The 24,954-nt window shown below is 68.1% G+C and carries 27 protein-coding genes; 15 read left to right on the forward strand and 12 right to left on the reverse strand.

Going from position 1 to position 24,954, the window contains the following annotated elements:
- Window positions 1-32: 32 nt before the first annotated feature.
- Window positions 33-1,952, reverse strand: a complete 1,920-nt coding sequence (dnaK, locus tag ACOYW6_RS04195) for a molecular chaperone DnaK (protein ID WP_423142559.1) — start codon at window positions 1,950-1,952, stop codon at window positions 33-35.
- Window positions 1,953-2,177: 225 nt separating this feature from the next.
- Here dnaK and ACOYW6_RS04200 point away from each other — a divergent pair, with 225 nt between their 5' ends.
- From ACOYW6_RS04200 to ACOYW6_RS04210, 3 genes are all read left to right on the forward strand, one after another.
- A complete protein-coding gene (locus tag ACOYW6_RS04200; RefSeq protein ID WP_423142560.1) occupies window positions 2,178-2,657 on the forward strand; it encodes a copper chaperone PCu(A)C in 480 nt (159 codons plus the stop codon).
- A 62-nt stretch (window positions 2,658-2,719) separates the two neighbouring features.
- Window positions 2,720-3,169 carry a vgr related protein gene (locus ACOYW6_RS04205; protein ID WP_423142561.1) on the forward strand — a complete coding sequence of 150 codons (450 nt, stop codon included), beginning with the start codon at window positions 2,720-2,722 and terminating at the stop codon, window positions 3,167-3,169.
- A gap of 87 nt (window positions 3,170-3,256) precedes the next feature.
- Complete coding sequence (locus tag ACOYW6_RS04210; RefSeq protein ID WP_423142562.1) at window positions 3,257-4,417, forward strand: indoleamine 2,3-dioxygenase; 1,161 nt, start codon at window positions 3,257-3,259, stop codon at window positions 4,415-4,417.
- A gap of 21 nt (window positions 4,418-4,438) precedes the next feature.
- On the opposite strand, the gene ACOYW6_RS04215 is transcribed toward ACOYW6_RS04210, so the two are convergent.
- Window positions 4,439-5,161 (reverse strand): hypothetical protein, encoded by a 723-nt coding sequence (locus ACOYW6_RS04215; RefSeq protein WP_423142563.1) that lies wholly within the window; start codon window positions 5,159-5,161, stop codon window positions 4,439-4,441.
- A gap of 118 nt (window positions 5,162-5,279) precedes the next feature.
- On the opposite strand from ACOYW6_RS04215, the gene ACOYW6_RS04220 reads away from it, so the two are divergent.
- Window positions 5,280-5,813 carry a hypothetical protein gene (locus ACOYW6_RS04220; protein ID WP_423142564.1) on the forward strand — a complete coding sequence of 178 codons (534 nt, stop codon included), beginning with the start codon at window positions 5,280-5,282 and terminating at the stop codon, window positions 5,811-5,813.
- Here the strand turns inward: ACOYW6_RS04220 and ACOYW6_RS04225 are convergent.
- From ACOYW6_RS04225 to ACOYW6_RS04235, 3 genes are read right to left on the reverse strand one after another with little or no spacing between them, the layout of a single operon-like run.
- A complete protein-coding gene (locus ACOYW6_RS04225) occupies window positions 5,758-6,327 on the reverse strand; it encodes a nucleotide exchange factor GrpE (RefSeq protein ID WP_423142565.1) in 570 nt (189 codons plus the stop codon). The two genes, ACOYW6_RS04220 and ACOYW6_RS04225, sit on opposite strands and share 56 nt — an antisense overlap.
- A 17-nt stretch (window positions 6,328-6,344) precedes the next feature.
- Window positions 6,345-7,430: a heat-inducible transcriptional repressor HrcA gene (hrcA, locus tag ACOYW6_RS04230; protein ID WP_423142566.1), complete on the reverse strand. Its 1,086-nt coding sequence runs from the start codon at window positions 7,428-7,430 to the stop codon at window positions 6,345-6,347.
- Window positions 7,405-7,905 carry a hypothetical protein gene (locus ACOYW6_RS04235; RefSeq protein WP_423142567.1) on the reverse strand — a complete coding sequence of 167 codons (501 nt, stop codon included), beginning with the start codon at window positions 7,903-7,905 and terminating at the stop codon, window positions 7,405-7,407. Before ACOYW6_RS04235 ends, hrcA begins: the two co-directional genes overlap by 26 nt.
- 77 nt (window positions 7,906-7,982) lie before the next feature.
- On the opposite strand from ACOYW6_RS04235, the gene rph reads away from it, so the two are divergent.
- Genes rph through ACOYW6_RS04255 form a run of 4 tightly spaced genes read left to right on the forward strand, consistent with a single transcriptional unit; the run spans window position 7,983 to window position 11,364 of the window.
- A complete protein-coding gene (rph, locus tag ACOYW6_RS04240; RefSeq protein ID WP_423142568.1) occupies window positions 7,983-8,699 on the forward strand; it encodes a ribonuclease PH in 717 nt (238 codons plus the stop codon).
- Window positions 8,696-9,325 (forward strand): RdgB/HAM1 family non-canonical purine NTP pyrophosphatase, encoded by a 630-nt coding sequence (rdgB, locus tag ACOYW6_RS04245; RefSeq protein ID WP_423142569.1) that lies wholly within the window; start codon window positions 8,696-8,698, stop codon window positions 9,323-9,325. Before rph ends, rdgB begins: the two co-directional genes overlap by 4 nt.
- A 9-nt stretch (window positions 9,326-9,334) precedes the next feature.
- Window positions 9,335-10,486, forward strand: coding sequence for a radical SAM family heme chaperone HemW (gene hemW / locus ACOYW6_RS04250; protein WP_423142570.1), 1,152 nt, complete (start codon window positions 9,335-9,337; stop codon window positions 10,484-10,486).
- Window positions 10,483-11,364: a tyrosine recombinase XerC gene (locus tag ACOYW6_RS04255; RefSeq protein ID WP_423142571.1), complete on the forward strand. Its 882-nt coding sequence runs from the start codon at window positions 10,483-10,485 to the stop codon at window positions 11,362-11,364. Before hemW ends, ACOYW6_RS04255 begins: the two co-directional genes overlap by 4 nt.
- Here the strand turns inward: ACOYW6_RS04255 and ACOYW6_RS04260 are convergent.
- Genes ACOYW6_RS04260 through rsmI form a run of 4 tightly spaced genes read right to left on the reverse strand, consistent with a single transcriptional unit; the run spans window position 11,361 to window position 14,206 of the window.
- A complete protein-coding gene (locus tag ACOYW6_RS04260) occupies window positions 11,361-11,978 on the reverse strand; it encodes a DedA family protein (protein WP_423142572.1) in 618 nt (205 codons plus the stop codon). The two genes, ACOYW6_RS04255 and ACOYW6_RS04260, sit on opposite strands and share 4 nt — an antisense overlap.
- 45 nt (window positions 11,979-12,023) lie before the next feature.
- On the reverse strand, window positions 12,024-12,989 hold the full coding sequence (gene gshB / locus ACOYW6_RS04265; protein ID WP_423142573.1) for a glutathione synthase: 966 nt from the start codon (window positions 12,987-12,989) through the stop codon (window positions 12,024-12,026).
- A gap of 25 nt (window positions 12,990-13,014) precedes the next feature.
- On the reverse strand, window positions 13,015-13,365 hold the full coding sequence (locus ACOYW6_RS04270; RefSeq protein ID WP_423142574.1) for a YraN family protein: 351 nt from the start codon (window positions 13,363-13,365) through the stop codon (window positions 13,015-13,017).
- A 10-nt stretch (window positions 13,366-13,375) separates the two neighbouring features.
- Window positions 13,376-14,206: a 16S rRNA (cytidine(1402)-2'-O)-methyltransferase gene (gene rsmI / locus ACOYW6_RS04275; RefSeq protein WP_423142575.1), complete on the reverse strand. Its 831-nt coding sequence runs from the start codon at window positions 14,204-14,206 to the stop codon at window positions 13,376-13,378.
- A gap of 39 nt (window positions 14,207-14,245) precedes the next feature.
- On the opposite strand from rsmI, the gene ACOYW6_RS04280 reads away from it, so the two are divergent.
- The 5 genes from ACOYW6_RS04280 to ACOYW6_RS04300 are packed head-to-tail and all read left to right on the forward strand — an operon-like array spanning window position 14,246 to window position 19,615.
- Window positions 14,246-15,379 (forward strand): penicillin-binding protein activator, encoded by a 1,134-nt coding sequence (locus ACOYW6_RS04280; protein ID WP_423142576.1) that lies wholly within the window; start codon window positions 14,246-14,248, stop codon window positions 15,377-15,379.
- A 51-nt stretch (window positions 15,380-15,430) separates the two neighbouring features.
- The gene (gene parE / locus ACOYW6_RS04285) at window positions 15,431-17,437 is read left to right on the forward strand and encodes a DNA topoisomerase IV subunit B (RefSeq protein ID WP_423142577.1); all 2,007 of its coding nucleotides are present in this window, start codon (window positions 15,431-15,433) and stop codon (window positions 17,435-17,437) included.
- A 48-nt stretch (window positions 17,438-17,485) separates the two neighbouring features.
- Window positions 17,486-18,328 (forward strand): AAA family ATPase, encoded by an 843-nt coding sequence (locus tag ACOYW6_RS04290; RefSeq protein ID WP_423142578.1) that lies wholly within the window; start codon window positions 17,486-17,488, stop codon window positions 18,326-18,328.
- 13 nt (window positions 18,329-18,341) lie between these two features.
- Window positions 18,342-19,238 (forward strand): DUF817 domain-containing protein, encoded by an 897-nt coding sequence (locus ACOYW6_RS04295; RefSeq protein ID WP_423142579.1) that lies wholly within the window; start codon window positions 18,342-18,344, stop codon window positions 19,236-19,238.
- Entirely contained in the window at window positions 19,235-19,615 is a 381-nt protein-coding gene (locus ACOYW6_RS04300; protein ID WP_423142580.1) for a hypothetical protein, read from the forward strand. Before ACOYW6_RS04295 ends, ACOYW6_RS04300 begins: the two co-directional genes overlap by 4 nt.
- Window positions 19,616-19,620: 5 nt before the next feature.
- Here ACOYW6_RS04300 and ACOYW6_RS04305 read toward each other — a convergent pair whose 3' ends face one another.
- A complete protein-coding gene (locus ACOYW6_RS04305; RefSeq protein ID WP_423142581.1) occupies window positions 19,621-21,018 on the reverse strand; it encodes a methyl-accepting chemotaxis protein in 1,398 nt (465 codons plus the stop codon).
- Between the two features lie 107 nt (window positions 21,019-21,125).
- Between ACOYW6_RS04305 and ACOYW6_RS04310 the strand changes: the two genes are divergently transcribed.
- Window positions 21,126-22,307 carry a vWA domain-containing protein gene (locus tag ACOYW6_RS04310; RefSeq protein WP_423142582.1) on the forward strand — a complete coding sequence of 394 codons (1,182 nt, stop codon included), beginning with the start codon at window positions 21,126-21,128 and terminating at the stop codon, window positions 22,305-22,307.
- A gap of 123 nt (window positions 22,308-22,430) precedes the next feature.
- Entirely contained in the window at window positions 22,431-23,189 is a 759-nt protein-coding gene (locus tag ACOYW6_RS04315) for a dioxygenase (RefSeq protein WP_423142583.1), read from the forward strand.
- Here ACOYW6_RS04315 and ACOYW6_RS04320 read toward each other — a convergent pair.
- Entirely contained in the window at window positions 23,186-24,388 is a 1,203-nt protein-coding gene (locus ACOYW6_RS04320; RefSeq protein ID WP_423142584.1) for an exo-beta-N-acetylmuramidase NamZ family protein, read from the reverse strand. The two genes, ACOYW6_RS04315 and ACOYW6_RS04320, sit on opposite strands and share 4 nt — an antisense overlap.
- Window positions 24,385-24,927: a DOMON-like domain-containing protein gene (locus tag ACOYW6_RS04325; RefSeq protein ID WP_423142585.1), complete on the reverse strand. Its 543-nt coding sequence runs from the start codon at window positions 24,925-24,927 to the stop codon at window positions 24,385-24,387. Before ACOYW6_RS04325 ends, ACOYW6_RS04320 begins: the two co-directional genes overlap by 4 nt.
- Window positions 24,928-24,954 lie beyond the last annotated feature (27 nt).

A 24,954-nucleotide genomic window follows, 5' to 3' on the forward strand; every position in this document is an offset into this window, starting at 1 on the left:
ACGGCGGCGGACGGTTCCTCGCATCGTTCCGGTCAGCCCTTGTTGTCGTCGACTTCCGAGAACTCGGCATCGACCACGTCCTCGCCGCCGGTGGGCTCGGCGCCATCGCCGGCTTCGGGCGCGGCGGCAGCGGCCTGCTCCTTCTCGTAGATGGCCTGGCCCATCTTCATCGCCGACTGGGTCAGCGCCTCGGTCTTGGCGGTCATCTCGTCTGGGTCGCCCGCCTCGATCGCGGTCTTGAGCGCGGCGATGGCGGCCTCGACCTCGGACTTGACGCTATCGTCCAGCTTGTCGGCGTGTTCGGCCAGCTGCTGTTCGGTAGCGTGAACCAGGCTGTCGGCGTTGTTCTTCGCCTCTGCCGCGGCGCGCCGCTTCTTGTCCTCCTCGGCAAACTGCTCGGCATCCTTGACCATCTGTTCGATGTCGGTGTCCGAGAGGCCGCCGCTGGCCTGGATGCGGATCTGCTGCTCCTTGCCGGTGCCCTTGTCCTTGGCGGACACGTTGACGATGCCGTTGGCGTCGATGTCGAACGTGACCTCGATCTGCGGCACGCCGCGGCGCGCGGCAGGGATGCCGACAAGGTCGAACTGGCCGAGCAGCTTGTTGTCCTGCGCCATTTCGCGCTCGCCCTGGAACACGCGGATCGTGACCGCCTGCTGGTTGTCCTCGGCGGTCGAGTAGACCTGGCTCTTCTTGGTCGGGATCGTGGTGTTGCGGTCGATCATCTTGGTCATGATGCCGCCCAGCGTCTCGATGCCGAGCGATAGCGGCGTCACGTCGAGCAGCAGCACGTCCTTGACGTCGCCCTGGAGCACGCCGGCCTGGATGGCAGCGCCCATCGCCACGACTTCATCGGGATTGACGCCGGTGTGCGGCTCCTTGCCGAAGAAGTCCTTCACGACTTCGCGCACCTTGGGCATGCGGGTCATGCCGCCGACCAGCACGACGTCGTCGATGTCGCTGGCCTTGAGGCCGGCATCGGCCAGCGCCTTCTGCATCGGCGCCTTGGTGCGTTCGATCAGCGGGGCGACCATGCGTTCAAGGTCCGAACGGCTGATCGTCTCGACCAGGTGCAGCGGCGTGGTGCTGCCGCCTTCCATGCGGGCGGTGATGAAGGGCAGATTGATCTCGGTCGTCTGCGCGCTCGACAGCTCGATCTTGGCCTTTTCCGCCGCTTCCTTGAGCCGCTGGAGGGCCAGCTTGTCCGTGCGCAGGTCCATGTTCTCCTTCTTCTTGAAGGAATCCGCCAGCCACTCGACCAGCGCGGTGTCGAAGTCCTCGCCGCCCAGGAAGGTATCGCCGTTGGTGGACTTCACCTCGAACACGCCGTCACCGATCTCGAGGATCGAGACGTCGAATGTGCCGCCGCCAAGGTCGTAGACGGCGATGGTCTTGCCGTCGTTCTTCTCAAGGCCATAGGCGAGCGCGGCCGCGGTCGGCTCGTTGATGATGCGCAGCACTTCCAGGCCGGCGATCTGGCCGGCGTCCTTGGTCGCCTGGCGCTGCGCGTCGTTGAAATAGGCCGGCACCGTGATGACCGCCTGGGTGACGGTTTCACCCAGATAGGCCTCGGCGGTTTCCTTCATCTTCTGAAGTGTGAAAGCGGAGATCTGGCTGGGCGAATAGTCTTCGCCGCCAGCCTTGACCCAGGCATCGCCGTTCTTGCCCTTGACGATGCTGTAGGGAACCAGCTCGGTATCCTTCTTGGTCACCGGATCGTCGAAGCGGCGGCCGATCAGGCGCTTGACCGCAAAAATCGTGTTATCGCCGTTCGTGACCGCCTGGCGCTTGGCCGGCTGGCCGATCAGGCGCTCACCATCCTTGGTGAAAGCGACGATCGACGGCGTGGTGCGCGCGCCTTCCGAATTCTCGATCACCTTTGGCTTGCCGCCGTCCATGACGGCAACGCAGCTGTTGGTGGTGCCGAGGTCGATACCGATAACTTTAGCCATCTTTACCCCATTTCCTTCGTAATTGGACACCGCCCCGTTCGCCCCCCGCACTGCGGCAAGGCGGCTCGGCGGCTCTTGGACGCGGGCGATATAGGTCTGCTTTCGCCGGGCACAAGAGCGCGGCGAATGCCTATGCCCGGGGCTTGGCACACGGCGCCGGTGAGGGTAGCCGGACCCGGCACCCGATTGGAAGCGCACCCGCGCCCCGACACAAGGATACCGCCGATGATCCGTTCCGCCCTTCTCCTTGCCCTCGCCCTGCCGCTGGCCGCGTGCGGCAGCGCCGACAAGCCCCCCCAGGCGCCAGCCAGCACCGCCGCGGCGCCGGGCACGACCGCGCTGACGAACGGGCGCCTGGTGCTGCCCGCGGTCAAGGGCAACCCGGCTGCGGCCTATTTCACTCTCGACAATGCCAGCACCGCGACAGTGGCGATCAAGCACGTTGCCGTCGACGGCGCGAAGGCGGCCGAACTGCACCACACGATGGGCGGCTCGATGGCGAAGGTCGACCGGCTCGAGGCGGAACCCAGGACCACCGTCAAACTGGAGCCGGGCGGCATTCACGTGATGGTATTCGATCCGCCGGCATCGTGGCAGGCCGGCGGCACCGCCATGCTGGTCGCCACGCTGGAAGACGGCAAGACGCTGACCGCGCCGCTGAAGATAGAACCGGCGGGCGGCGACGGCATGGGATCGATGCACTGAGTGACACAGCCGCCGTCTGCCCGGTCGGCGGCGAGCGGCCGCTGACCGCTGGCGAGGTCGCGTTGGCGCGCGGCGTCTTCGGTAATGCCATCGACTACGCGGCAGTGCGGATCCGGCGGCGGAGCTGGTTTCCGTTCCAGCCGCGCCGCGTGCTGATGACGCCGATGGGGCACATCCACGTGCACCCCCGATCGCCGTCCTGGCGCGACGATTTCAGCCTTGGCGACTGGGGCGACAAGGGCCTGTTCATTCATGAGATGACGCACGTCTGGCAGGCACAGCGTCGGGGCCGCTGGTACCTGGTGCTGATGCGCCACCCCTTCTCCCGCTACGACTACGCGCTGCGGCCCGGCTGGCCGCTCGAACGCTACGGTCTTGAGCAGCAGGCGGAAATCGTCCGCCATGCCTTCCTGCTGCGCAGCGGCCGCCTCGTGCGCGGCGCGCAAGGTGCCGAGGCGTACGACCTGTTGGTAAATTTCCCCGGCGCGACACTTTTCAACAGCGCCGGATAAGGGGCGATTGAGCGTATCGGCCCCATCCGGTATCAATTGAAACCATAACCGGGCGGCCCAACCCGCGACCCGGATCATGGGACAGCGATGCAACTTTCCGATTACGGGATGAGCCGTACACGCGGCTACCTCGCCCATTTCGAGCTCGACGAAATCACTCTTCCCGCGGCTTTTGATCCGGTGGTGGCTGCAGCCGAAAAGCTCTCCGGCCTGATCACCAGCGGCCGGGCCCGGCACTGGCTTGAGCAGGTCCCCGACCCGAAGATCGAGGCGTGGGTCGAAACCGCCCCGGACGAGCAGCTACGCGCCGCGATGGTGCGCTACAGCTTCCTGGTCCAGGCTTACGTCTGGGGCTCGCCAGAGGCGCCGGTGCACTTGCCGGCCAATCTGGCCCGTCCGATCGTTGCCATTGCCGACAGGCTCGGCCAGGCGGCGCTGCTGCCCTACTCCGGCTACGTGCTCGACAACTGGGCGCGGATCGACAAGTCCGGGCCGGTCGCCCTCGACAACATCCGCATGGTCCAGAACTTTGCCGGTGGCGAGGACGAGAACTGGTTCGTGCTGGTCCACGTCGCCATCGAGGCCGAGGCCGGGGTCCTGCTCGACAACGCCTGCCGGCTGATCGACGCCGCCAAGACTGGCGACACCGCGGCGGCCGAGGCCCTGCTGCGCGAAATGGACGGCGCGTGGGAGCGGGTTTACGCGGTATTCAAGCGCATGCCCGAACGCTGCGATCCCTATATCTATTTCCACCGCGTCCGCCCGTGGATCCACGGCTGGGCCAACAACCCCGCGCTGGGCGGCGGCCTGGTGTACGAGGGCGTGGAGAAATGGGCGATGCAGCCACAGGCGCTGCGCGGCCAGACCGGATCGCAAAGCTCGATCGTGCCGGCGATGGACGCGTTGTTCGGCGTTCGCCACTCCGACGACCCGCTCAAGGCATTTCTCGACGAACTGCACCACTACCGCCCCGTTCCGCACCGCCGCTTCATCGAGGACCTGGCCGCACAATCGACCTTGCGCGCCTTCGTTGCCGGATCGCGTTCGGAAAGCCTCAAGGCCGCCTTCAACGCCAATGTCGAGCAGGTCGCGCGCTTTCGCACCCGCCACCTCGAATATGCCGCCAGTTATATCAACAAGCAGGCCGGCAGCATCCCGGGCAACGACCCTGACGTCGGCACCGGCGGCACGCCGTTCATGAAGTACCTGAAGAAGCATCGCGACGAGAACGCCGCGCAAACGATGTAAGGCTGCGGTCCCGGCGGTGGCTCAATCCCCGTCGCCGGGATCCCACATCAGCGTGAGCGCGACGCCGGCCATCAGCGCCGCCTCGCGCGCCGGCCCGGCCTTGGGCAATGCAAGGGTGCGCGTGCCGCCGTTGAAATAGGCGGCGGCGATCTCGGCATTGGCGCGCGTCATCATGTAGCCAAGCGGCATCGCGGTGGGCATCTTCGATCCCTCGAACGTGTGGACCGAACGCAGCGCCAGAACCTCGCCGCCGTAGCGCAGGGTGCCGGCGCGCAGCGTGCGGATGTCGACAGTGCGGCCCGGTACCATCCGCAGCGTCAGGACACCGGCCGGCTGGCCGTCACGGGTAAAATCGCAGACAAGATTGAACGGCCGGACCGTCACCGTGGTCGTCGTCTCGATCGATCGCGAAACCGGCGCCGTTTCGCTGAGGCTGTCCTGGCCATAACCGCACGATCCGGTGAGCGCTCCGCTCAAGCCGGCGCCCGCCATGGAGAAGCGCACGTGCCCGCGCTGGCGCTTGTAACCGTCGACGCTATTTTCGTCCGCCGTGCGATCGAACTGACCGGCAGCATCGATGCCCGAAAGCGTGAACCTGCCCCGCTGCCCCCAGCCAACGCCCTTGATATCGACGCGGTCGGTCGTCTCGGCAATCCGATCGAACCCGGCCATTCGCGGCGCGGCGTGGCCGGCGGACGGAAAAGCGGCCAACAAGCCGGCAGCGTAGAGGACCGCACGATTCATAAATCCCCCTCAACTGGATTCTGCACGAATTGCAGGAATTGGCTGCAATACCGGAAATGAACGGACTCCGTCGCTCGCTCTTTACCGCTTGCCAACCGAAAATGCCTACGCTCACCCTATGAACGCTGTCACGCCTGTCGCTGTCCGTCTGCCGAATCCTCCCAAGTCTGATGCCTATGCGCGCGTCCGCAGCCAGACGGTGGACGCATTTGCGATGCTGGAATTTTCGGTCGCGGCACTTGCGTTGCGGGTCGGGATCGTGCTGCCCGACCGGGCGCTGGTCAGTCAGCGGCTGAAGGCGCTTAAAGCACATGAGGCGATCTCGCGCTTGACACTGAAGCAAGGTGCCGACCCCCTCAAGTTGGTCGACAGCGCTGAGCGGCTGCTGAGCGAGCGCGCAGACATCGTCCATTCGTACATGGAGATCGTCTCGGTAGAGGGCGGGACAATCGCCCTGTTTCGCAACGCAATCAATCGAGCTGCAAAAAGGCCCGACGCGCGCGCCTACTCACTGGACGCCCTGCGCAAGCTTTGCGCAGAAGCGTCGGGAATCGCTCGCCTGATCGATGGCGCCAAGGTGCGCCCGGCTTCGGCCGCTATCCCGGCGCCTTCGCCACCGCGACCATTGCCGGGCGCAGCAGCCGGTCCTTGATCATGTAGCCCGATTGCAGCTCCTGCACGATCGTGCCGGGCTCGGCATCGGCGCTGGGGACTTCGATCATCGCCTGGTGCTGGTGCGGGTCGAGCGGGAGGCCCATTGCGGCGATCCGGCTGATGCCATGCGCGGCGAAGACCTTGTCGATCTCGCGGCCGGTCGCCTCGATCCCGGCGACCAGGCCCTTGAGGCGCTCGTCATCCTTGAGTTCGGCGGGGATAGCGGTCAGCGCGCGCGACAGGTTGTCGGCGACCGAAAGGATATCGCGGGCAAAGCCGGTCGCGGCATAGGCGCGCGTATCGGCGATGTCCTTTTCAAGGCGGCGGCGCACGTTCTGCGTTTCCGCCTTGGCATAGAGCACGTCCTGCTTCGCCGCCTCGAGCTGCTCGCGAAGTGCAGTTGCATCGTCGGCTGCGCCGGTCTGCGCATCGTTGTCGATCAGGTCTTCGGGTACGCCGCGCAATTCGGCTTCGACCGCGGGATCGTCCTGCGGCTTTTTGTCGTCGCTCATGTCGTCAAAAATCTCTCTCAACCGATCAATTTGCCCAGTGCACCCATATTGGAGAGCGTCTGGGCGGTGAAATCCACCATGGGGACGACCCGGGCATAATTCAACCGAGTCGGGCCAATCACGCCGACCACGCCGACCACCTTGCCCTCGCGGTCGCGGTAGGGCGAGGCGATGACCGATGACCCCGACAGCGCGAACAGGCGGTTTTCCGATCCGATGAAAATGCGCGTCGCCTCCGCCTCGCGCGCGGCGTCCAGCAACTCGGCAACCGATTGCTTGCCTTCCAGGTCATCGATGAGCTGGCGCACCCGGTCGAGGTCGCTGAGTGCGTTTTCGTCCAGCAGGTTCGCCTGGCCGCGCACGATCAGCACCGGGCGCCGGGCGGCGTCCTCGCTCCACACCGCCAGCCCGCGCTCGACCAGATCGCGACTGGCCGCGTCGAGCGCCGACCGGCCCGAGGCGATTTCGGCCCGCATGGCCCGCGCCGCATCGGCCAGCGTGCGCCCCGCCAGCCGCGCGGTGATATAGTTCGAAGCCTGCTCAAGCGCCGCGGCGGGCGTGCCGCCGGGCAAGTCGAGCACGCGATTTTCCAGGCCCCCGTCCTCTCCCACCAGAACGGCCAGCGCGCGACCCGGCGCCAGCGAAACCAGCTGCAATTGCGCCAGCCGCGGATCACGGCGCGGAACCATGACGACGCCGGCCGCCGCGGACAGTTCGGACAACAGCGTGCTGGTTGCGGTCAGGGCGGCCTCGATCGGTCCCGACCCGCTGAGCCGCCGCTCGATCGCGGCGCGTTCCTGGGCGCTGGGTTCGGCAACCTGCATCATGCCGTCGACGAACAGGCGCAGGCCCTGCTCGGTCGGCATGCGCCCGGCGCTGGTGTGCGGCGCCGCCAAAAGCCCCCGCGCCTCCAGCTCCGCCAGGACCGAGCGGATCGAGGCGGGCGAGAGGTTAAGCGGCGCGGAACTGGCTATCGTCTTCGAGCCGACCGGCGCCCCGCTGGCGAGGTAACCCTCGACCGCGAGGCGGAAGATTTCGCGCGTTCGCCCGTCGAGGTCGCGCGCCTGCGCGGCGCGGTCAGTTGCCGGCGGGGGCATTGGCATACGGTGTGGCATCAAGCCGGGCGGCGCTGCGCAGCGCCTTGTACTGGGCGTAAACCTGAGCAGCGTAGGCCTGGTAGGCTTTGCCACCGCAGCCCAGGTAGACGTGCGCGGTGCCGATCTCCCTGCCCCCTTGCCGGGCGAACACGTCGAGCCCGGGGGCATCGTGAGCGGGATCTTCGCACGGCGGCTTGGGCTTGCCGAGGAACCACGGCGCCAGCGCCTTGCGCGCGGCATCGGCGCTTGCCGCGTCGACCACGGCGTGGAAGCGCGACACGGTCACGACAGGAAATTTGCCGCCGGAAACCGCCACGTCGGCGCTGTTGTCCGCCGCCAGTTCGATGCCGCCCAGGGCAGCGCCCATCTGGGTCTCGTTCATGCTGATGACCGTTCCCGCGGGCAACGCGGGCGCGGCCCCCGGCGGGATCGCGCAGCCGCCCAGCAGCCCGATAGTCAAAACGCCTGCCCGGATATCCACGCCTGCTCCCCGCGGTTCGCCTTGCCTGCCGCCGGGGTCCGACATAAGCGGCTGGACCTGGAATGGAAAGGAACTGCATGAGACACTCGGGACGCGCCGCAGACGAAATGCGCGCGATCACCTTCGAGCCGCACTTCACCAAGCATGCCGAGGGATCGGTGCTGGTGAGCTTCGGCGACACCCGCGTGCTGTGCACCGCCAGCGTCGAGGAGCGCCTGCCGCCGTGGCTGCGCGGCAAAGGCCAGGGCTGGGTCACGGCCGAGTACTCGATGTTGCCGCGCGCCACGCACACGCGCGGAAACCGCGAGGCCGCCAAGGGCAAGCAGTCCGGACGAACGCAGGAAATCCAGCGCCTTATCGGCCGTTCCTTGCGCGCCGTCGTCGATCTGAAGAAACTTGGCGAGCGGCAGATCACGCTCGACTGCGACGTCATCCAGGCCGATGGCGGCACGCGCACGGCGGCGATCTCGGGCGCGTGGGTGGCGCTGCGCCTCGCCATCGACGGGCTGATGACGCAGGGCCTGATCGCCGAAGACCCGCTTATCACCAAGGTGGCGGCGGTTTCGTGCGGAATCTGCGACGGCACGCCGGTGCTCGACCTCGATTACGTCGAGGATTCCAGCGCCGACGCCGACGCCAATTTCGTGCTGCTGGAAGGCGGCAAGATCGCCGAAGTCCAGGCCACCGCCGAAGGCGCAACTTATGACGAGGAAGCGCTGCTGCGCCTCCTGCGCCTGGCCCGCATCGGCTGCGACCGCATCTTCGCGGCGCAAGGCGCGGCTGTCGGCAAATGACCCGCCGGCTCGGCGCCGAGACGCTGGTCATCGCCACGCATAACGCGGGCAAGCTGAAGGAGATCGGCGCGCTGCTCGATCCTTACGGTGTCCAGTGCATCAGCGCCGGGTCGCTCGGCCTGCCCGAACCGGCTGAGACCGGCACGACGTTCGTCGCCAACGCGCTGATCAAGGCGCGGGCGGCGGCGCAGGCATCGGGCCTGCCGGCGCTGGCCGACGATTCCGGGCTCAGCGTTACGGCGCTGGACGGCCGGCCGGGTGTCTACACCGCCGACTGGGCCGAGCGGCAGTGGTTCGAGGGTCCGCCCGGCCGCGACTGGTACATGGCGATGGGCAAGGTCGAAGGCCAGCTTGTGGCGCTGGGCGAAGAAGCCGACAGAAGCTGCTGGTTTTCATGCGTTCTTGCCATCGCCTGGCCCGATGGCGAACAAGCGGTGTACGAAGGCCGCGCCGACGGCACGCTGACCTGGCCGCCGCGCGGCACGATGGGGTTCGGCTACGACCCTGTGTTCGTGCCCGTGGGCGACACGCGCACTTACGCAGAGCTCGACCCGGCGCAGAAGCATGCGATCAGCCACCGCGCCGATGCCTTCGCCAAGCTGGTCGCCGAGCAATTCGCCGCCTAAGAGGGCGCGATGGCGCGCGCGCTCTATATCCACTGGCCGTTCTGCCTCGCAAAATGCCCCTATTGCGACTTCAACAGCCATGTCCGCGCCGGGGTCGACCACGCGCTGTGGCAATCCTCGCTGCTGGCCGACATGGCGTGGGAGGCCGAACGGGCAGGCGGTGAGCCGCTGACGTCGATCTTCTTCGGCGGCGGCACCCCATCGCTGATGCCCCCTGCCCTCGTCGCGCGGCTGCTCGAAGAGGCGGAACGCCGCTGGGGCTTTGCCGACGGCATCGAGATCACGCTCGAGGCCAATCCCTCCTCGGTCGAGGCGGCAAACTTTGCCGACCTTGCCGCCGCCGGCGTCAATCGCGTTTCGCTCGGAGTCCAGTCGCTCCAGCCCGAGGCGTTGCGGTTCCTGGGCCGTATGCACGACGCGGACGAGGCCGTGGCGGCGCTCGCGATCGCACGAGAGCACTTTGCGCGCGTCAGCTTCGACCTGATCTACGCCCGTCCCGGCCAGGACGAGCGCGCCTGGCGCGGCGAATTGGCGCGTGCGCTCGATTTCGGCACCGGCCACCTGTCGCTGTACCAGCTGACGATCGAGCCGGGCACCCGCTTTGCCACCCTGGCGCGCACCGGCGCGATCACCCCACTGGATGACGAGGCGGCCGCCGACTTGTTCGAAGTCACCCGGACGATGACCGCGGCGGCGGGACTACCGGCCTACGAGGTCAGCAACCACGCCCGCCCGGGCGAGGAAAGCCGCCACAACCTCGCCTATTGGCGCTACGACGATTACGTCGGCATCGGGCCCGGCGCGCACGGGCGCCGCGGCGGCCTTGCCACGCAGCGCCACCGCAAGCCCGAGAACTGGCTGGGTTCGATCGCCGAACGCGGCCACGGCCTGGTCGAGGAACGCCCCCTCGGACGCGCGGAGCAGGCGAGCGAGGCGCTGCTGATGGGCTTGCGGCTGGCCGAAGGGGTCGACCTGGCCGCGCTGGGGCGGCGCCTCGGCTACACGCCAGACCAGCTCGTCGATCCGCGCGGGCTTGCCTTGCTGACCACGCAGGGCCTTGCCTGGCGCACGGATGGCCGCGTCGGGGTCAGCGCCGCCGGCATGCCCGTTCTCGACGCGGTGCTGGGCGAAATCGTGCCCGCCGCGCTGGTGACGGCGTGACCAGCCTGCTGCGCGAATGGGAAGATCATCTGGCGCTGGCGCGGCGGCGCTCACCGCACACGGTCCGGGCTTATGTCGCCAGCGCTGCGCGACTGCTCGAGGCGGTTTCGCTTCCCTCCTGGCAAACTGTCGCGGCGCTCGACGTAGCCGCGCTGCGAGCGCAGCTCGCGCGGCGGCGAGCCGACGGGCTGGGCAACAACTCCGCCGCGCGCGAATTGTCGGCGCTCAAGGCCTTTATCGCTTTCGCGCGTGAGCAGACGGGGTCCGAGGCGCAGCCGCCGCGGATGCGCGGGCCGCGCGTCAAGAAGGGCATCCCCCGCCCGCTTACGCCCGACGAGGCGGTGAACCTGGCCGCGGCGATGACCGAGGGTGGCCGCGCCGAATGGATCGGCGCACGCGACCGCGCGGTTCTGCTGCTGCTATACGGCGCCGGGCTCCGCATCGCCGAGGCACTGTCGCTGACCGGCGCCGACCTGCCGTTGGGCGATGTCCTGACCGTCACCGGCAAAGGCGGCAAGCAGCGCGCCGTGCCGGTCCTGCCGCTGGTCCGCGATGCGGTGGCCGATTACGCCGCAAAGGCACCCTTCCCCGCCGAGGCGAAGGAGCCGCTATTCCGCGGCGCGCGCGGCGGCGCGCTGGGCCAGGGCGCGGTGCAGCAGGCCGTCGCCCGCGCGCGCAGCGCACTGGGTCTGCCGCCCAGCGCCACGCCGCACGCGCTGCGCCACAGCTTTGCCACGCACCTTTTGGGCGCCGGTGCCGACTTGCGCAGCCTCCAGGAGCTGCTCGGCCACGCCAGCCTGGGTTCGACGCAGATCTATACCAAGGTCGATGCAGCGACGTTGCTGGATACGTATCGCCACGCGCACCCGCGCGCCTAATCGTCCGCCGGCGGGGGATGGCGGCGCGGCCATGTCCACACGCGCCAGCCGTAGACAGCGATGACGATGGCGAGCAGCCCGCCCAGCACCGGTCCTATCAGGTGGCTGACCGCGGCGAGGTAATCGGCCAGCCAGTGCCCGCCCAGGATCAGCAGGGCGTTCCACACGCCCGCACCCAGGAAGGTAAAGACCAGGAACCGGACGTGGCCCATCCGGCTGAGCCCGGCGGGCAGCGAGATCAGCGTGCGCAGGAACGGCGAGAATCGCATCGCGAAGACGATCCACTGGCCGTGGCGCTGGAAGAAGTGCGTGGCCTTCATCACGTCGCGCCAGTCCAGCGTCAGCCAGCGTCCCCAGCGCGCCACGAACGGGCGCAGCCGCTGGTACCCCATCCGGTCTCCAACCAGGTACCAGGCGTAGTTGCCCAGCGTCGAACCGACCGTGCCGGCCAGCATCAGCGGCCAGAACTGCATCGTTCCGCGCGCGACGGCGATGCCGCCGACGCCCATGATGACCTCGCTGGGGATCGGCGGAAAGATGTTCTCCAGCGCCATCAGGAAGGCGATGCCCCAATAGCCGCCTTGCTCGATGAGCCGGATGATCCAGGAATCCATCGCTGGGTTACGCGCCGCGCGGGGTTTTGTTGCCGCCCGGACCGATCAGCCCGCGATCATCGCGGCGTGGCGTGCTTCGATCGCGTCCCAGATCCGCCCGGCCGTGTCGGTGCCGTTGAACCTGTCGATGGCGACGATCCCGGTCGGGCTGGTGACGTTGATCTCTGTCAGCCACTGGCCCCCGATCACGTCGATGCCGACGAAAATCAGGCCCAGCTCCTTGAGGCGCGGGCCCATGGCTGCGCAGATTTCCTCCTCCCGCGGCGTCAGTTCGGTCGCCTCGGCGCTGCCGCCGACCGCCAGGTTGGAGCGGAACTCCCCCTCGCCCGGGCGGCGGTTGATCGCGCCCACGACCTCACCGTCGACCAGTACGATGCGCTTGTCGCCCTTGGCGACGTCGGGAAGGAAGGGCTGGACCATGTGCGGCTCGGGCCAGGTCTGGTTGAATACCTCGAACAGCGCGCCCAGGTTGTCGCCGCTTTCGGGCACGCGGAAGATCGCCTTGCCGCCGTTGCCGTGGATCGGCTTCACCACCACCGCGCCGTGGATCGCCATGAAACGGCGCACTTCGTCGGCGCTGCGCGTCACCAGCGTGGGCGGCATGAAGCGACGGAAATCGAGGACCATGACCTTCTCGGGCGCGTTGCGCACGCTGGACGGGTCGTTGACAACCAGCGTCCGGCCCTTGAGCCGCTCGAGCAAGAAGGTCGCGGTGATGTAGCCCATGTCGAAGGGCGGGTCCTGCCGCATCAGCACCACGTCGGCATCGTCCGCCAGGTCGATCCGCTTGGCCGGACCGGCCTGGTAATGGTCGCCCTCGATCCTCTGGACGGTCACGGGCCGGGCCTCGGCCCACAAACGGTCGTCGGCGTCGAGCGTCAGGCTGCCAACGTCGTAATGCCACACCTCGTGCCCGCGCTCCTGGGCGGAAAGCATCAGCGCAAACGACGAATCCCCGCCGATCTTGATCGATTCGAGCGGGTCCATCTGGACCGCGACGCGCAGGGTCATGGCAATTCCTCGGCAGGTTGAAGCGTTAGGGCATCAGCGCGTTGGCGATGTGGCGCGGCCAGGCGCCGGGCGCAAGGAGCACGGCGTCGATCCGCACGTCGTCGCCGGCGGATGCGAAGCGCGGCGCCAGCGCCTCGGCCGCGGCGCGGACCCGCTGCAGGCGCCGCGCGTCCAGCGACCAGTCGCGCGCTTCGGCGCTCCCGCGCCACTTGACCTCGACGAAGGCGACCGTGCGCCCGCGCCGCGCCACCAGGTCGACTTCGCCGCGCGGGGTCTTCACGCGCTGCGCCAGGATGCGCCAACCCTTGGCGCGCAAATACCATGCCGCCATCGCCTCGCCTTTTCGGCCCTGGCGTTCGTGGTGCTGGCGGCTCACTTCAGACAGTTCATTTGAGTTGCAGCGCGCGGGCGTAGAGCGTCTTGCGGTCGAGCCCGGTGGCGCGCGCCACGTCGGCCGCGGCCTGCGATGGCTTGGCCCCAGCCAGCGCGGCGCGCAGCAAGGCATCGGCATCGACAGATCCGGTCGCCTCCTGTTCCCCCGGCGGACCGACCAGCAGGACGATTTCGCCCCTGGGTGCATGATCGCGGTAATGGCGTGCCAGTTCTTGCGCGCTGCCGGTCCGACACTCTTCGTGCAGCTTCGTCAGTTCGCGCGCGACGGCAATCTCGCGGCCCGGCAGGACGTCGGCCAGCGCGGTCAGCGTGTCGACCAGGCGCGGCCCGGTCTCGTAAAACACCGTCGTCGCGGGGATCGATGCCAGCGCCGCGAGCGCATCGCGCCGCGCCTTGTCTTTGGGCGGCAGGAAGCCGGCGAACAGGAAACGGTCGGACGGCAGGCCCGCGATGGCCAGCGCCGAGAGGACCGCGCTTGCGCCCGGCAGCGCGGTGACTGCGATGCCCGCCATGCGCGCGGCCCGGACCAGCTTGTAGCCGGGATCGGACACCAGCGGCGTGCCCGCATCGCTGACCAGCGCAACCGGCTCGCGCGCCGCCAGCGCCAGGATGCCGTCGCGCGCGCTGTCCGATGCGTGATCGTCGTAACGCATCAGCCGCGCCTTGATGCCCAGGTGGTGCAACAGCTTGCCGGTCACGCGCGTGTCCTCGCACGCGACGGCGGCGACCGCCTTCAGCGTCTCGACGGCTCGCAAGGTGATGTCGCCAAGATTGCCAATCGGCGTCGCCACGATGTAGAGCCCGGGGGTGAGCGGCGCGTTCATGGGGGCAACCATGTACCGGCCCGAGGAGAGCGACAAGACATGACATCGTGGAATCGCCGCGCGGCGATCGCGCTTGCTGGCGTGGTGCTGCTCGCGGGCTGCAAGATCGTGCCCAAGGGCCCGCCCGGCACCGTCGCGCCGCCGCCGAAGGAAGAGACCGGCACCCTGCCCAGCGACGGCCGCCACCGGGTGGCGCTGCTGGTGCCGCTCAGCGGCGCCGACGCCGCGCTTGGCCAATCGCTCGAGCACGCGACCCAGATGGCGCTGCTCGATACCAACGCCCGCAACTTGCGGGTGACGACGTACGACACCGGCAGCGGCGCCGCCACCGCGGCAGCACGCGCTGAAGCCGACGGCAACCGGTTGGTCATCGGGCCCTTGTCCGAGGACGAGGTCGCCGCGGTCGGCCGCGCGACCCGCGCCCCGCTGCTCACCTTCGCCGCCGAACCCGAAGCGGCTGCGCGCGATGCCTTCGTGCTGGGCACCTCGGTCGAGCAATCGGTGGCGCGCAGCGTTTCCTTCGCGCAGGGCCGCGGGCTGAGGCGCTTCGGCGCGCTGCTGCCCGCCGGCCAGTACGGCGCCCGCGCCGGCGAAGCCTTTGCCCAGGCCGTGCGGGCCGCCGGCGGCACGCTGGTGGGTACCGAGACTTACGAGCGCTCCAATCCCTCCATCATCAGCGCCGCCCGCCGCCTCAAGGCGCGCGGCGGGCTCGACGCGGTGCTGATCGCGGACCAGCCGCGCTACGCGGTGCTGGCCGCGCCCACGCTCAAGGCCGGCTCGGCCGGCCTGCGCCTGATCGGCACCGAGCTATGGGCGGGCGAGGCCAGCGTCGCCCGCACCGCGGCGCTGCGCGGCGCCTGGTTCGCGGCGGTGAGCGACCAGCGATTCGGCCAATTCACCACCAGCTACAAGGCCCGCTTCGGCCGCGCGCCTTACCGCGCCGCGACGATGGGCTACGACGCCATCCTGCTGGCGATCCGCATCGCCCGCGACTGGCGCGTGGGGGCGCCCTTCCCGACCTCGCGGCTGGCCGATCGCGATGGCTTCGTCGGTCTCGACGGCGCATTCCGGTTCGCGCCCGACGGCCGGATCGAGCGCGCGCTCGAAGTGCGCGAGGCGCGCGCCGGCACGATCGCGGTCGTCGGCCCGGCCGCGGCGAAGTTCGGCGGATAAGCGGACCGCGGCGCTTGCGCGGGGATTCCGCGGCCACCTATAGCTGACGCCATGGCCGACGATCTTTTCGCAAAGCCCCCCGCCGGGGATGCCGAGAATTACACCAGCGCCGCGATCGAGGTGCTGGAGGGGCTCGAGCCGGTACGCCGCCGCCCCGGCATGTACATCGGCGGCACCGACGAGCGGGCGCTCCACCACCTCGCCGCCGAAGTGCTCGACAACGCGATGGACGAAGCCGTCGCCGGGCACGCCAACCGTATCGAGGTCACGCTCGAGGCCGAGCCCGGGACCGCGGGACGGATCACCATCGTCGACAACGGCCGCGGCATGCCGGTCGACGAGCATCCCAAGTATCCCGGCAAGTCGGCGCTCGAGGTGATCCTCACGATGCTGCACTCGGGCGGCAAATTTTCGGGGAAAGCCTACGCCACCAGCGGCGGCCTGCACGGCGTCGGCATCAGCGTGGTCAACGCGCTGTCGCGGCTGACGCGCGTCGAAGTGGCGCGCAACAAGGAGCTTTACGCGCAGCAGTTCAGCAAGGGGCTGGCGCTGGGGCCGATCCGGAAGCTGGGCGGCACGCCGAACCGCCGCGGCACCGCGGTAACCTTTACGCCCGATCCCGAGATCTTCGGCGACGAGGCCCGCTTCAAGCCGGCACGGCTGTTCCGCCTCGCCCGGTCCAAGGCCTACCTCTTCGCCGGCGTCGAGATCCGCTGGAAGTGCGACCCGGCGCTGATCACCGACGATACCCCGGCCGAGGCGACCTTCCAGTTCCCCGGCGGCCTGGCCGATCACCTGGCCGAGCAGGTCGGCGGGCGCGAATGCGTGACCGCCAAGCCGTTCACCGGAAGCCAGGACTTTCCCGCCGCCGACGGGCTGGAACAGGGCCGGGTCGAGTGGGCGATCACCTGGCCGCTGTGGAGCGACGGCGCCTACAGCTACTACTGCAACACCATCCCCACACCCGATGGCGGCACGCACGAGGCGGGCCTGCGCGCCGCGCTGACCAAGGGCATCCGCGCCTTTGCCGAGCTTATCGGCCAGAAAAAGGCCAAGGACCTCGCGCCCGAGGACGTGATCACCGGCAGCGAGATCATGCTGTCGGTGTTCATCCGCGATCCCCAGTTCCAGAGCCAGACCAAGGACCGCCTGACCAGCCCCGAAGCGTCCCGCCTGGTCGAGAACGCGGTGCGCGATCACTTCGACCATTTCCTGTCGGACAACCTCGACCGCGGCAAGGCGCTGCTCGGCCACGTACTGGAACGCATGGACGAGCGTCTGCGCCGCAAGGCCGAGCGCGAGGTCAAGCGCAAGACCGCCACCAACGCCCGCAAGGTGCGCCTGCCGGGCAAGCTGACCGACTGCAGCGGCGAAGGTTCGGGCGAGACCGAGATCTTCATCGTCGAGGGCGACAGCGCCGGCGGCAGCGCCAAGCAGGCGCGCGATCGCAAGACCCAGGCGATCCTGCCGATCCGGGGAAAAATCCTTAACGTTGCCAGTGCGACAGCAGACAAAATTCGTGCCAATTCCGAAATCGCCGACCTGACCCTGGCGCTGGGCTGCGGCACGCGCAAGGACTGCAACCCCGACCAGCTGCGCTATGACCGCATCGTGATCATGACCGATGCCGACGTGGACGGCGCGCACATAGCCACGCTGCTGATGACGTTCTTCTTCCAGGAAATGCCCGAACTGGTGCGCCGCGGGCACCTCTACCTGGCGCAGCCGCCGCTTTACCGGCTGACGGCAGGCAAGGAGAGCGCCTATGCCCGCGACGACGCGCACCGCGCCGAGCTGGAGGCAACCCGCTTCAAGGGCAAGAAGGTCGAAGTCGGCCGCTTCAAGGGCCTGGGCGAGATGAACCCGGCACAGCTGCGCGAAACCACGATGGACCCGGCCAAGCGCAGCCTGCTGCGCATCACCCTGCCGCCGGAGTACGAGGGCCGCGCCGCGGTCAAGGACCTGGTCGACAAGCTTATGGGGCGCGACCCCGCGCAGCGGTTCATGTTCATCCAGAACCGCGCCGGCGAGCTCGACCCCGAACTGATTGACGCCTGACGCCCGCCTGCCCTAGCGCTGCGGGCCAAGGCATGGCGCGGGGACACGATGGAACGCTTTGAAGGCACGCAGAACTACGTCGCCACCGACGACCTCAAGGTCGCTGTCAACGCCGCGGTGCTGCTGCGCCGGCCGCTGCTGGTCAAGGGTGAGCCCGGCACCGGCAAGACCGTACTTGCGCACGAGATCGCCAAGGCGACCGGCGCCCCGCTGATCGAGTGGAATATCAAGTCGACCACCAAGGCGCAGCAGGGGCTGTACGAATACGACGCGGTCGCTCGCCTGCGCGACGGCCAACTGGGCGACGAACGCGTCCACGACATTTCGAACTACATCAAGAAGGGCAAGCTGTGGGAGGCGTTCACTTCGCCCCAGCTGCCGGTCCTGCTGATCGACGAGATCGACAAGGCCGATATCGAGTTTCCCAACGACCTCCTCCAGGAGCTCGACCGGATGAGCTTCGACGTCTACGAAACGCGCGAACGCGTCGCCGCGGTGGAACGCCCGATCGTGGTGATCACCAGCAACAACGAGAAGGAACTGCCCGACGCGTTCCTGCGCCGCTGTTTCTTCCACTATATCAAGTTTCCCGACCGCGACACGATGCAGGCAATCATCGACGTCCACTTCCCGAATATCCAGAAGACCCTCGTCACCAGGGCGATGGAAATCTTCTACGAGGTCCGCGACGTGCCAGGACTGAAAAAGAAGCCCAGCACCAGCGAACTGCTCGACTGGCTGAAGCTTCTGATGAACGAGGACATGCCGCTCGACGTCCTGCAGAACCGCGATCCCTCGAAAGCGATCCCGCCCTTGCACGGCGCGCTGCTCAAGAACGAGCAGGACGTGATGCTGTTCGAACGGCTCGCCTTCATGGCGCGCCGCGGCTGACAACAACGCGCAGGTGATCGCTTCCAGGCATACGCGCTTCGCCGCCGTCAGGGCGCGGCTCGAGGCGTTCCAGCCGCGCCCTGGACCGGCAGCCTGGATTTACGAATTCGCACTGTTCGGCTTCAAGCAGGGCTGGGCCTGCCTTTATGGCGGGATCATGCTGGCGCTACTGCTGGGCACCCACCTGTTCTACCCTGCCGGCGCAGCTCTCGCCCGCTACGACTTCCTCACCATTGCCGCGCTCGCCCTGCAGGCAGCCATGCTGGCCGTCCGGCTGGAGACAATCGAGGAAGCAAAGGTCATCGCCGCCTTCCATGTCGTCGGAACGGTGATGGAACTGTTCAAGACGCAGGTCGGTTCGTGGGAGTACCCGGAACCTAGCCTGCTTCGCATCGGCGGCGTGCCGCTGTTCACCGGTTTCATGTACGCAGCCGTGGGCAGTTACATCGCGCGGGTATGGCGCATCTTCGCCTTCCGCTTCACCGCTTATCCACCCCGTTGGGCGACCTACCTCGTGGCGGTGGCGGTTTACGTGAACTTCTTCGCTCACCATTGGCTGCCCGACATTCGGTTCGCACTGTTCGCAGCGCTGGGGCTGTTGTTTGCGCGGACGCGCGTCTATTTCACCGTATGGCGGGCTGAACGATGGATGCCGCTGCTCGTCGGTTGGCTGCTGGTCGCGGTGTTCATCTGGCTGGCCGAGAATGTCGGCACGCTGTCGCATGCGTGGATCTATCCAAGCCAGCGATCCGGCTGGCACCTGGTCTCGCCCGGAAAACTCGGTGCCTGGTACTTGCTGATGTATATTTCCTTCGTCCTCGTCGCGGCAATTCATGGCGCCCGGCTGGCAAGCGAGGGAGGTGGCAAGCTGTCCGAACGTCTCGCTTCGACGGCACGGCGCCGGCAATGAAATGGGCGATGGCGATCGCGGCGGCGCTGCTCGGCGCCGGTCCGGTGGCCGCGGCAACGATCCCGGCGCCCTATCGCGGGGCCTGGGTCGTGGCCGGACAGCCCTGTGTGGGCGAGGCAGCGGCGAGCGATGCCATCGTGCGGGCGCGCTCGCTGTACGTCGCAGAATTCGAATCGCGCGTGCTACGGGTTCGGCAGCGCAGGCACCGGCTTGCAGTCGTCAGCGATGCGCCGGTGACGCTCACCGGCGGGCCTCAACCCGTGACCCGCTTGACCACGTTAAGCCTCGCCAGGCGGCACGGCGCGATGACGATCGACGGTCGGCCCTACCGCCTGTGCAGCCGGCACCCGATCGAGCTCACCATTCCGATACCCTGAGCGCCTTACAGGCTGTAAGCCACCTCGAGATCGCCCCACCGGCGGCCGGCCACGATCAGCGGGACGTAGACGTTGCGGACCACGCGCCAGGTCTTGCCGTCACCCTCCTGGCGATAGACCGCCATCATGTAGGGCGCGGTGCTGGCCTTGGCCTTCTGGTCGATCGGGTCGAACAGGATGCGGCCGTTGCGGCAGTGGCGGGTGTCGTGGGCGATATCGCCGGTGGGCGCGCGGCTGAACTCGCTGAGGTGCGTGGGCAGGTAGCCCTTGGTATCGGTGCAGGCGGTGGCCATGATGCGGCTGTCCGATCCGGTCGTCCGGTCCAGGACCGGGCGCCAGTGGGCGTGGGCCCAGTCCATCAGCCCGGTGCGATAGCGCGGCGGATTGCTCCCCTCGATCAAACGGTACTGCTGGTCGAACAGCGCGCCCTGCGTCAGCGCGCCGCTGGCCAGCGCGGCTTCGGCCAGTTCGGCGATCTCGCGCGCGGCGGACTGCGCCTTTTCCACCATCGCGCTGTCGGCAGGCGAGAGCCCGGCCTGGACGATGCAGTCGAACATCGTGTTCGCCGTCATCTCCAGCGTTTCCATGCGGCTGTGCGCTGTCTCGAGGCGGTTCTCGTTGTCGACCGCGGCGCCGTCGAACGCGGTCAGGACGTCCTGGACCGAGTGGACGTGGCGGCTGATCGTCTCGGTCGCCTGGGCGATCTGCTCGTTCTGACGATCGACCTCATCGACCATCTGGACGACGCCGGCGATGGTGTCCTCGATGCGCGCCACGCTGCGGCGCGCATCGCCGCTGGCCTTGGCGCCGCCCTCGATCTGGACGATCACCTGCTCGGCCTCGCCGGCCAGCGCATCGATCGTGCGCGCGATTTCGTCGGTGGCGGAGCGGGTATCGTGGGCAAGCTTCTTCACTTCGCCGGCGACGACCGCAAAGGTGCGGCCGGCCTCGCCCGCGCGGGCCGCCTCGATCGTGGCGTTGAGCGCCAGGATGTTGGTGGTCTCGGCGATGATCGAGATATCCTGCGAGCAGCGTTTGACCTGGTCCATCGCGCTGGCGAACCCGGTGACGTGGCGGGTCAACGTGTCCACCAGCGACAGCAGCGACCCGATCTGGCCCAGCGAATCCTTGATCAGGCGCGACCCTTCGTCGAGGTGATCGCGCGCCCGGCGCGAGAACAGCCGCGCCTCGTCGCTCGCCTGGGCGACCTGCTGCTGGTCCGAATCGAGCGCGGTTATCGTGCCCTGGAGCGCGATGTGCTCGGCCCGCAGCCGGCCCGAGGCGTCGATGACGGCCTGGACGATGCCGGCCACTTCGGCGCAGTTGACGGTGACTTCACCGCAGGTGTCGGGAATACGATCGAGCGCACGCGTGTCGGCAACGTCGATCCGAGTCATTTCCATGTGATTTCGCGCCCCGCGTTCTGTACGCTCGTCGCTTAGCGCCCGCATGGTTATCCAACCGTTAAGGGCCGAACGCTGACTCAACTCCGGGGATCGGGCCGCCTGCGATGTTCTTCAATTTCGTCGACGAGCTGCGCGCCGCGGGCATTCCCGCCAGCTTCAAGGAGCACCTGGTCCTGCTCGAGGCGCTCGACAAGGACGTGATCGCGCAGACGCCGGAGGCGTTCTATTACCTGTCGCGCGCCACCTTCGTTAAGGACGAAGGCCTGCTCGACCGCTTCGACCAGGTCTTCAACAAGGTCTTCAAGGGCGTGCTGACCGACTACGGCCAGACCCCGGTCGACATCCCCGAGGACTGGTTGAAGGCCCTGGCGGAGAAGTTCCTCACGCCCGAGGAGATGGAGGCGATCAAGGCGCTCGGGTCGTGGGACGAGATCATGGAGACGCTGAAAAAGCGGCTCGAGGAACAGCACGAGCGCCACCAGGGCGGCAGCAAGTGGATCGGCACCGGCGGCACCAGCCCGTTCGGGAACGGCGGCTACAATCCCGAAGGCGTGCGGATCGGCGGCGAATCGAAGCACGGCCGGGCGCTGAAGGTGTGGGAAAAGCGCGACTTCAAGAACCTGGACAACACGCGCGAACTGGGCACCCGCAACATCAAGATCGCACTGCGCCGCCTGCGCCGCTTTGCCCGCGAAGGTTCGCCCGACGAGCTCGACCTCGATGGCACGATCGAGGGGACGGCGCGGCAGGGCTTCCTCGACATCCGGATGCGGGCCGAGCGGCGCAATGCGGTCAAGCTGCTGCTGTTCCTCGACGTCGGCGGATCGATGGACCCGTTCATCAAGCTGGTCGAGGAGCTGTTCAGCGCCGCCACCACCGAGTTCAAGAACCTGGAGTTCTTCTACTTCCACAACTGCCTGTACGAAGGCGTTTGGAAGGACAATCGCCGCCGCTGGACCGAGCGGACGCCGGTGTGGGACATCCTCCACAAGTACGGGCACGACTACAAGGTCGTGTTCGTCGGCGACGCGGCGATGAGCCCGTACGAGATCACCCACCCGGGCGGCAGCGTCGAGCATTTCAACGAGGAATCCGGCGCGGTGTGGATGAGCCGCGTCGCCCACGTCTACCCGGCGACGGTGTGGCTGAACCCGGTGCCGGAGGCGCAGTGGGGCTATTCGCAGTCGACGCGGATCCTGCGCGAACTGCTGAACGGCGCGATGTACCCGCTGACGCTGGAAGGGCTCGACAGCGCGATGCGCGACCTTACCCGCAAGAAGCACTGACGGCAGCCATCACCGCCGCCGCCGGTCACACCCTTGTGCCCTCTTGCGCAAGGCGGCGTGCGGCCTGATCTTCATGTCATGACCGACCGCCAACCCGCCCTCTTCCTAGGCCATGGTTCACCGATGACCGTGATTACCGACAACGCCGAAATCCGCGCCTTGCGCGCGCTGGGCGCCGCGCTGATGCGTCCGCGCGCGATCCTGGTGATCACCGCGCACTGGGAGACGCAGGGCAAGACGCACCTCACCGCGCAGGCCGCGCCGCCGACGATCCACGATTTTCGGGGCTTCCCGCAGGCGCTTTACGATGTGCGCTACCCGGCGCCGGGCGCCCCCTGGCTGCTCGACCGGATCGAGGCGCTGGTTGGCGCCGACACCATCCAGCGCGACAGCGAATGGGGCTTCGATCACGGCGCCTGGGGCGTGGTCCAGCCGCTGTTCCCGGATGCCGACGTGCCGATGGTGGCGATGAGCCTGGATCGCGGGCGCGACGCCGACGGCCACGTCGCGCTGGCCCGCGCGCTGGCCCCGCTGCGCGACGAAGGCGTGCTGGTGATCGGCAGCGGCAACGTGATCCACAACCTGGCGCTGTGGCGGCAGGCGGCGGGGACGCAGCCCGACTGGGCGCTCGATTTCCAGCGCCGCAGCAACGCCGCGATCCGGGCCGGCGATCTTGGCGCCCTTACCCGCTTCGCCCCGGACGACCGCGCGGCCGCGCAGGCGATCAACAGCGGCGAGCATTTCCTGCCGCTGCTCTACCCGCTGGCGATGCGATCCGCGGACGAGCCGGCGGCGCTGTTCAACGACCACATCGACGGCGCACTGTCGATGACCTCGGTGATCGTCGGCACGGTCCCCGAAGGCTTCGCGCTGGCCGCCTAGTACAGCAGCAGCGGCGCGATGCTCTCGCGCCACGCGTCCTCGTCGCGCGACGCGAGAGCATCGAGGTCGGCGGGTGTCGCGGCCGGATTATCGACCCATTCGCGCAGCGCCGGGCCGCCGTTGATCACGTCGATGGCAAGCCGGTCGAACTCGTACTCGTAGGGAAAGTCCCGCCACAGGTCGTAGGCGGGATAAAGATTGCGGATCGCCTTGAAGGCGAGCGCCTGCAGCCGCCAGGGGCGGAAGGACCGGTGATCATAGAATTCGCCCTCGGCGTGGATCATCAGGCCGTGGCACAGCGCGCCGGCGTGCTTGTGAAAGGTCGGCGTGAACCAAACTTCGCGCAAGCCGCAGCCCGCCAGCCATTCGGGCGCCACGCGCATCATCTCGGCCAGCACGGCGGCGGCATCGACATCGGGGGCGCCGAACAGCACTTCCAGCGGGCGGGTCGTGCCCCGTCCCTCGCTCAGCGTCGCGCCTTCCAGCATGACCGTGCCGGCATAGGCGCGCGCCATATTGACGTTGGCGGCGTTGGGACTGGGATTGATCCACACGCGGTCTGTGGGCCAGCCGAAGCCCGGTGCGCCGTCGGCGTCCCAGCCGTCCATCGCGATCACCCGGTAATCGACGTCGAGCGCGAAGCGCTTGATGAACCAGTGGCCCATCTCACCCATCGTCAGGCCGTGGCGCATCGGCATCTCGGCGGCGCCGACGAAGCTTTCCTGGCCGGCGATCAGCGTCGTCCCCTCTACCGGACGGCCGGCGGGATTGGGCCGGTCCAGCACCCACACGCTCTTGCCGGATGTCGCCGCCTCTTCCAGCAGGTACAGCAGCGTGGTGACGAAAGTGTAGATCCGGCAGCCGAGGTCCTGGAGATCGAACAGGAACACGTCCGCGCTCGACATCATCTGCCCGCTGGGTCGGCGCACTTCACCATACAGGCTGAACAGCGGGATGCCGTAGCGGGCGTCGGTCTCGTCCGCGGTCTCGACCATGTTGTCCTGCTTGTCGCCCTTGATCCCGTGCTGCGGGCCGAACGCGGCAGTCACGTTGACGCCCGCCGCGATCAGCGCGTCGAGCGAATGGACCAGGCCCTGCGTGACCGAGGCGGGATGCGCGATCAGCGCTGTGCGGCGCCCCTCCAGCTCGTGCAGCAGCGCGGGGTCGGAAAGCAGGCGATCGATACCGAATGTCGTCATGCCATGTCCGCTGGCGAAACCGCGCCGATGAAGCAAGCCGGATCGTGGAAATCGGCATCGCCCGCAGGGTGGCGGAGCGCCCAGTAGCTCCTCGTTCCGCCCTCCTCCTCGATCACGCAGGTGAGGTTGAATGCCCACGGTGCCGGCGGCAGCCCGGCCCGCGGGATCGCGGCGTCGAAGATGGCAACCTGGCGGCCCGGGCGCAGCGTGCACTCCGGATCGCGCGGCAATTCGCGTCTTGTCATTTCCGCGCGCGGGGCGGTGAAATCGTAGGCGGCCCAGCGCTCGGACGGGGAGAAATTGAATTCGCTGTACGCCGTGCCCGCGGCCGGGCGCACGAACAGTTCGAAACAGGTCGTTCGCCATAGCCCGTCGGCAAAGCCCCTGCCGGCAAAGCGCGGGATCACCAGCCCTGCCGCGCCGGTGATCCGCCAGCGCAGCCGCAGCCAGTTCGGATCACCGCCGACCAGGCGCGCTTCGACCGCGCTGACGGCCAGCGGGGGATGCCCCGGATGCGGGACCAGCGCATGCGTTTCCAAGCCCGCCGCTCCATGCTAGGCGGCCAG

This window comes from Parablastomonas sp. CN1-191 (genome assembly GCF_049354825.1).
Classification (GTDB): Bacteria; Pseudomonadota; Alphaproteobacteria; order Sphingomonadales; family Sphingomonadaceae; genus Novosphingobium.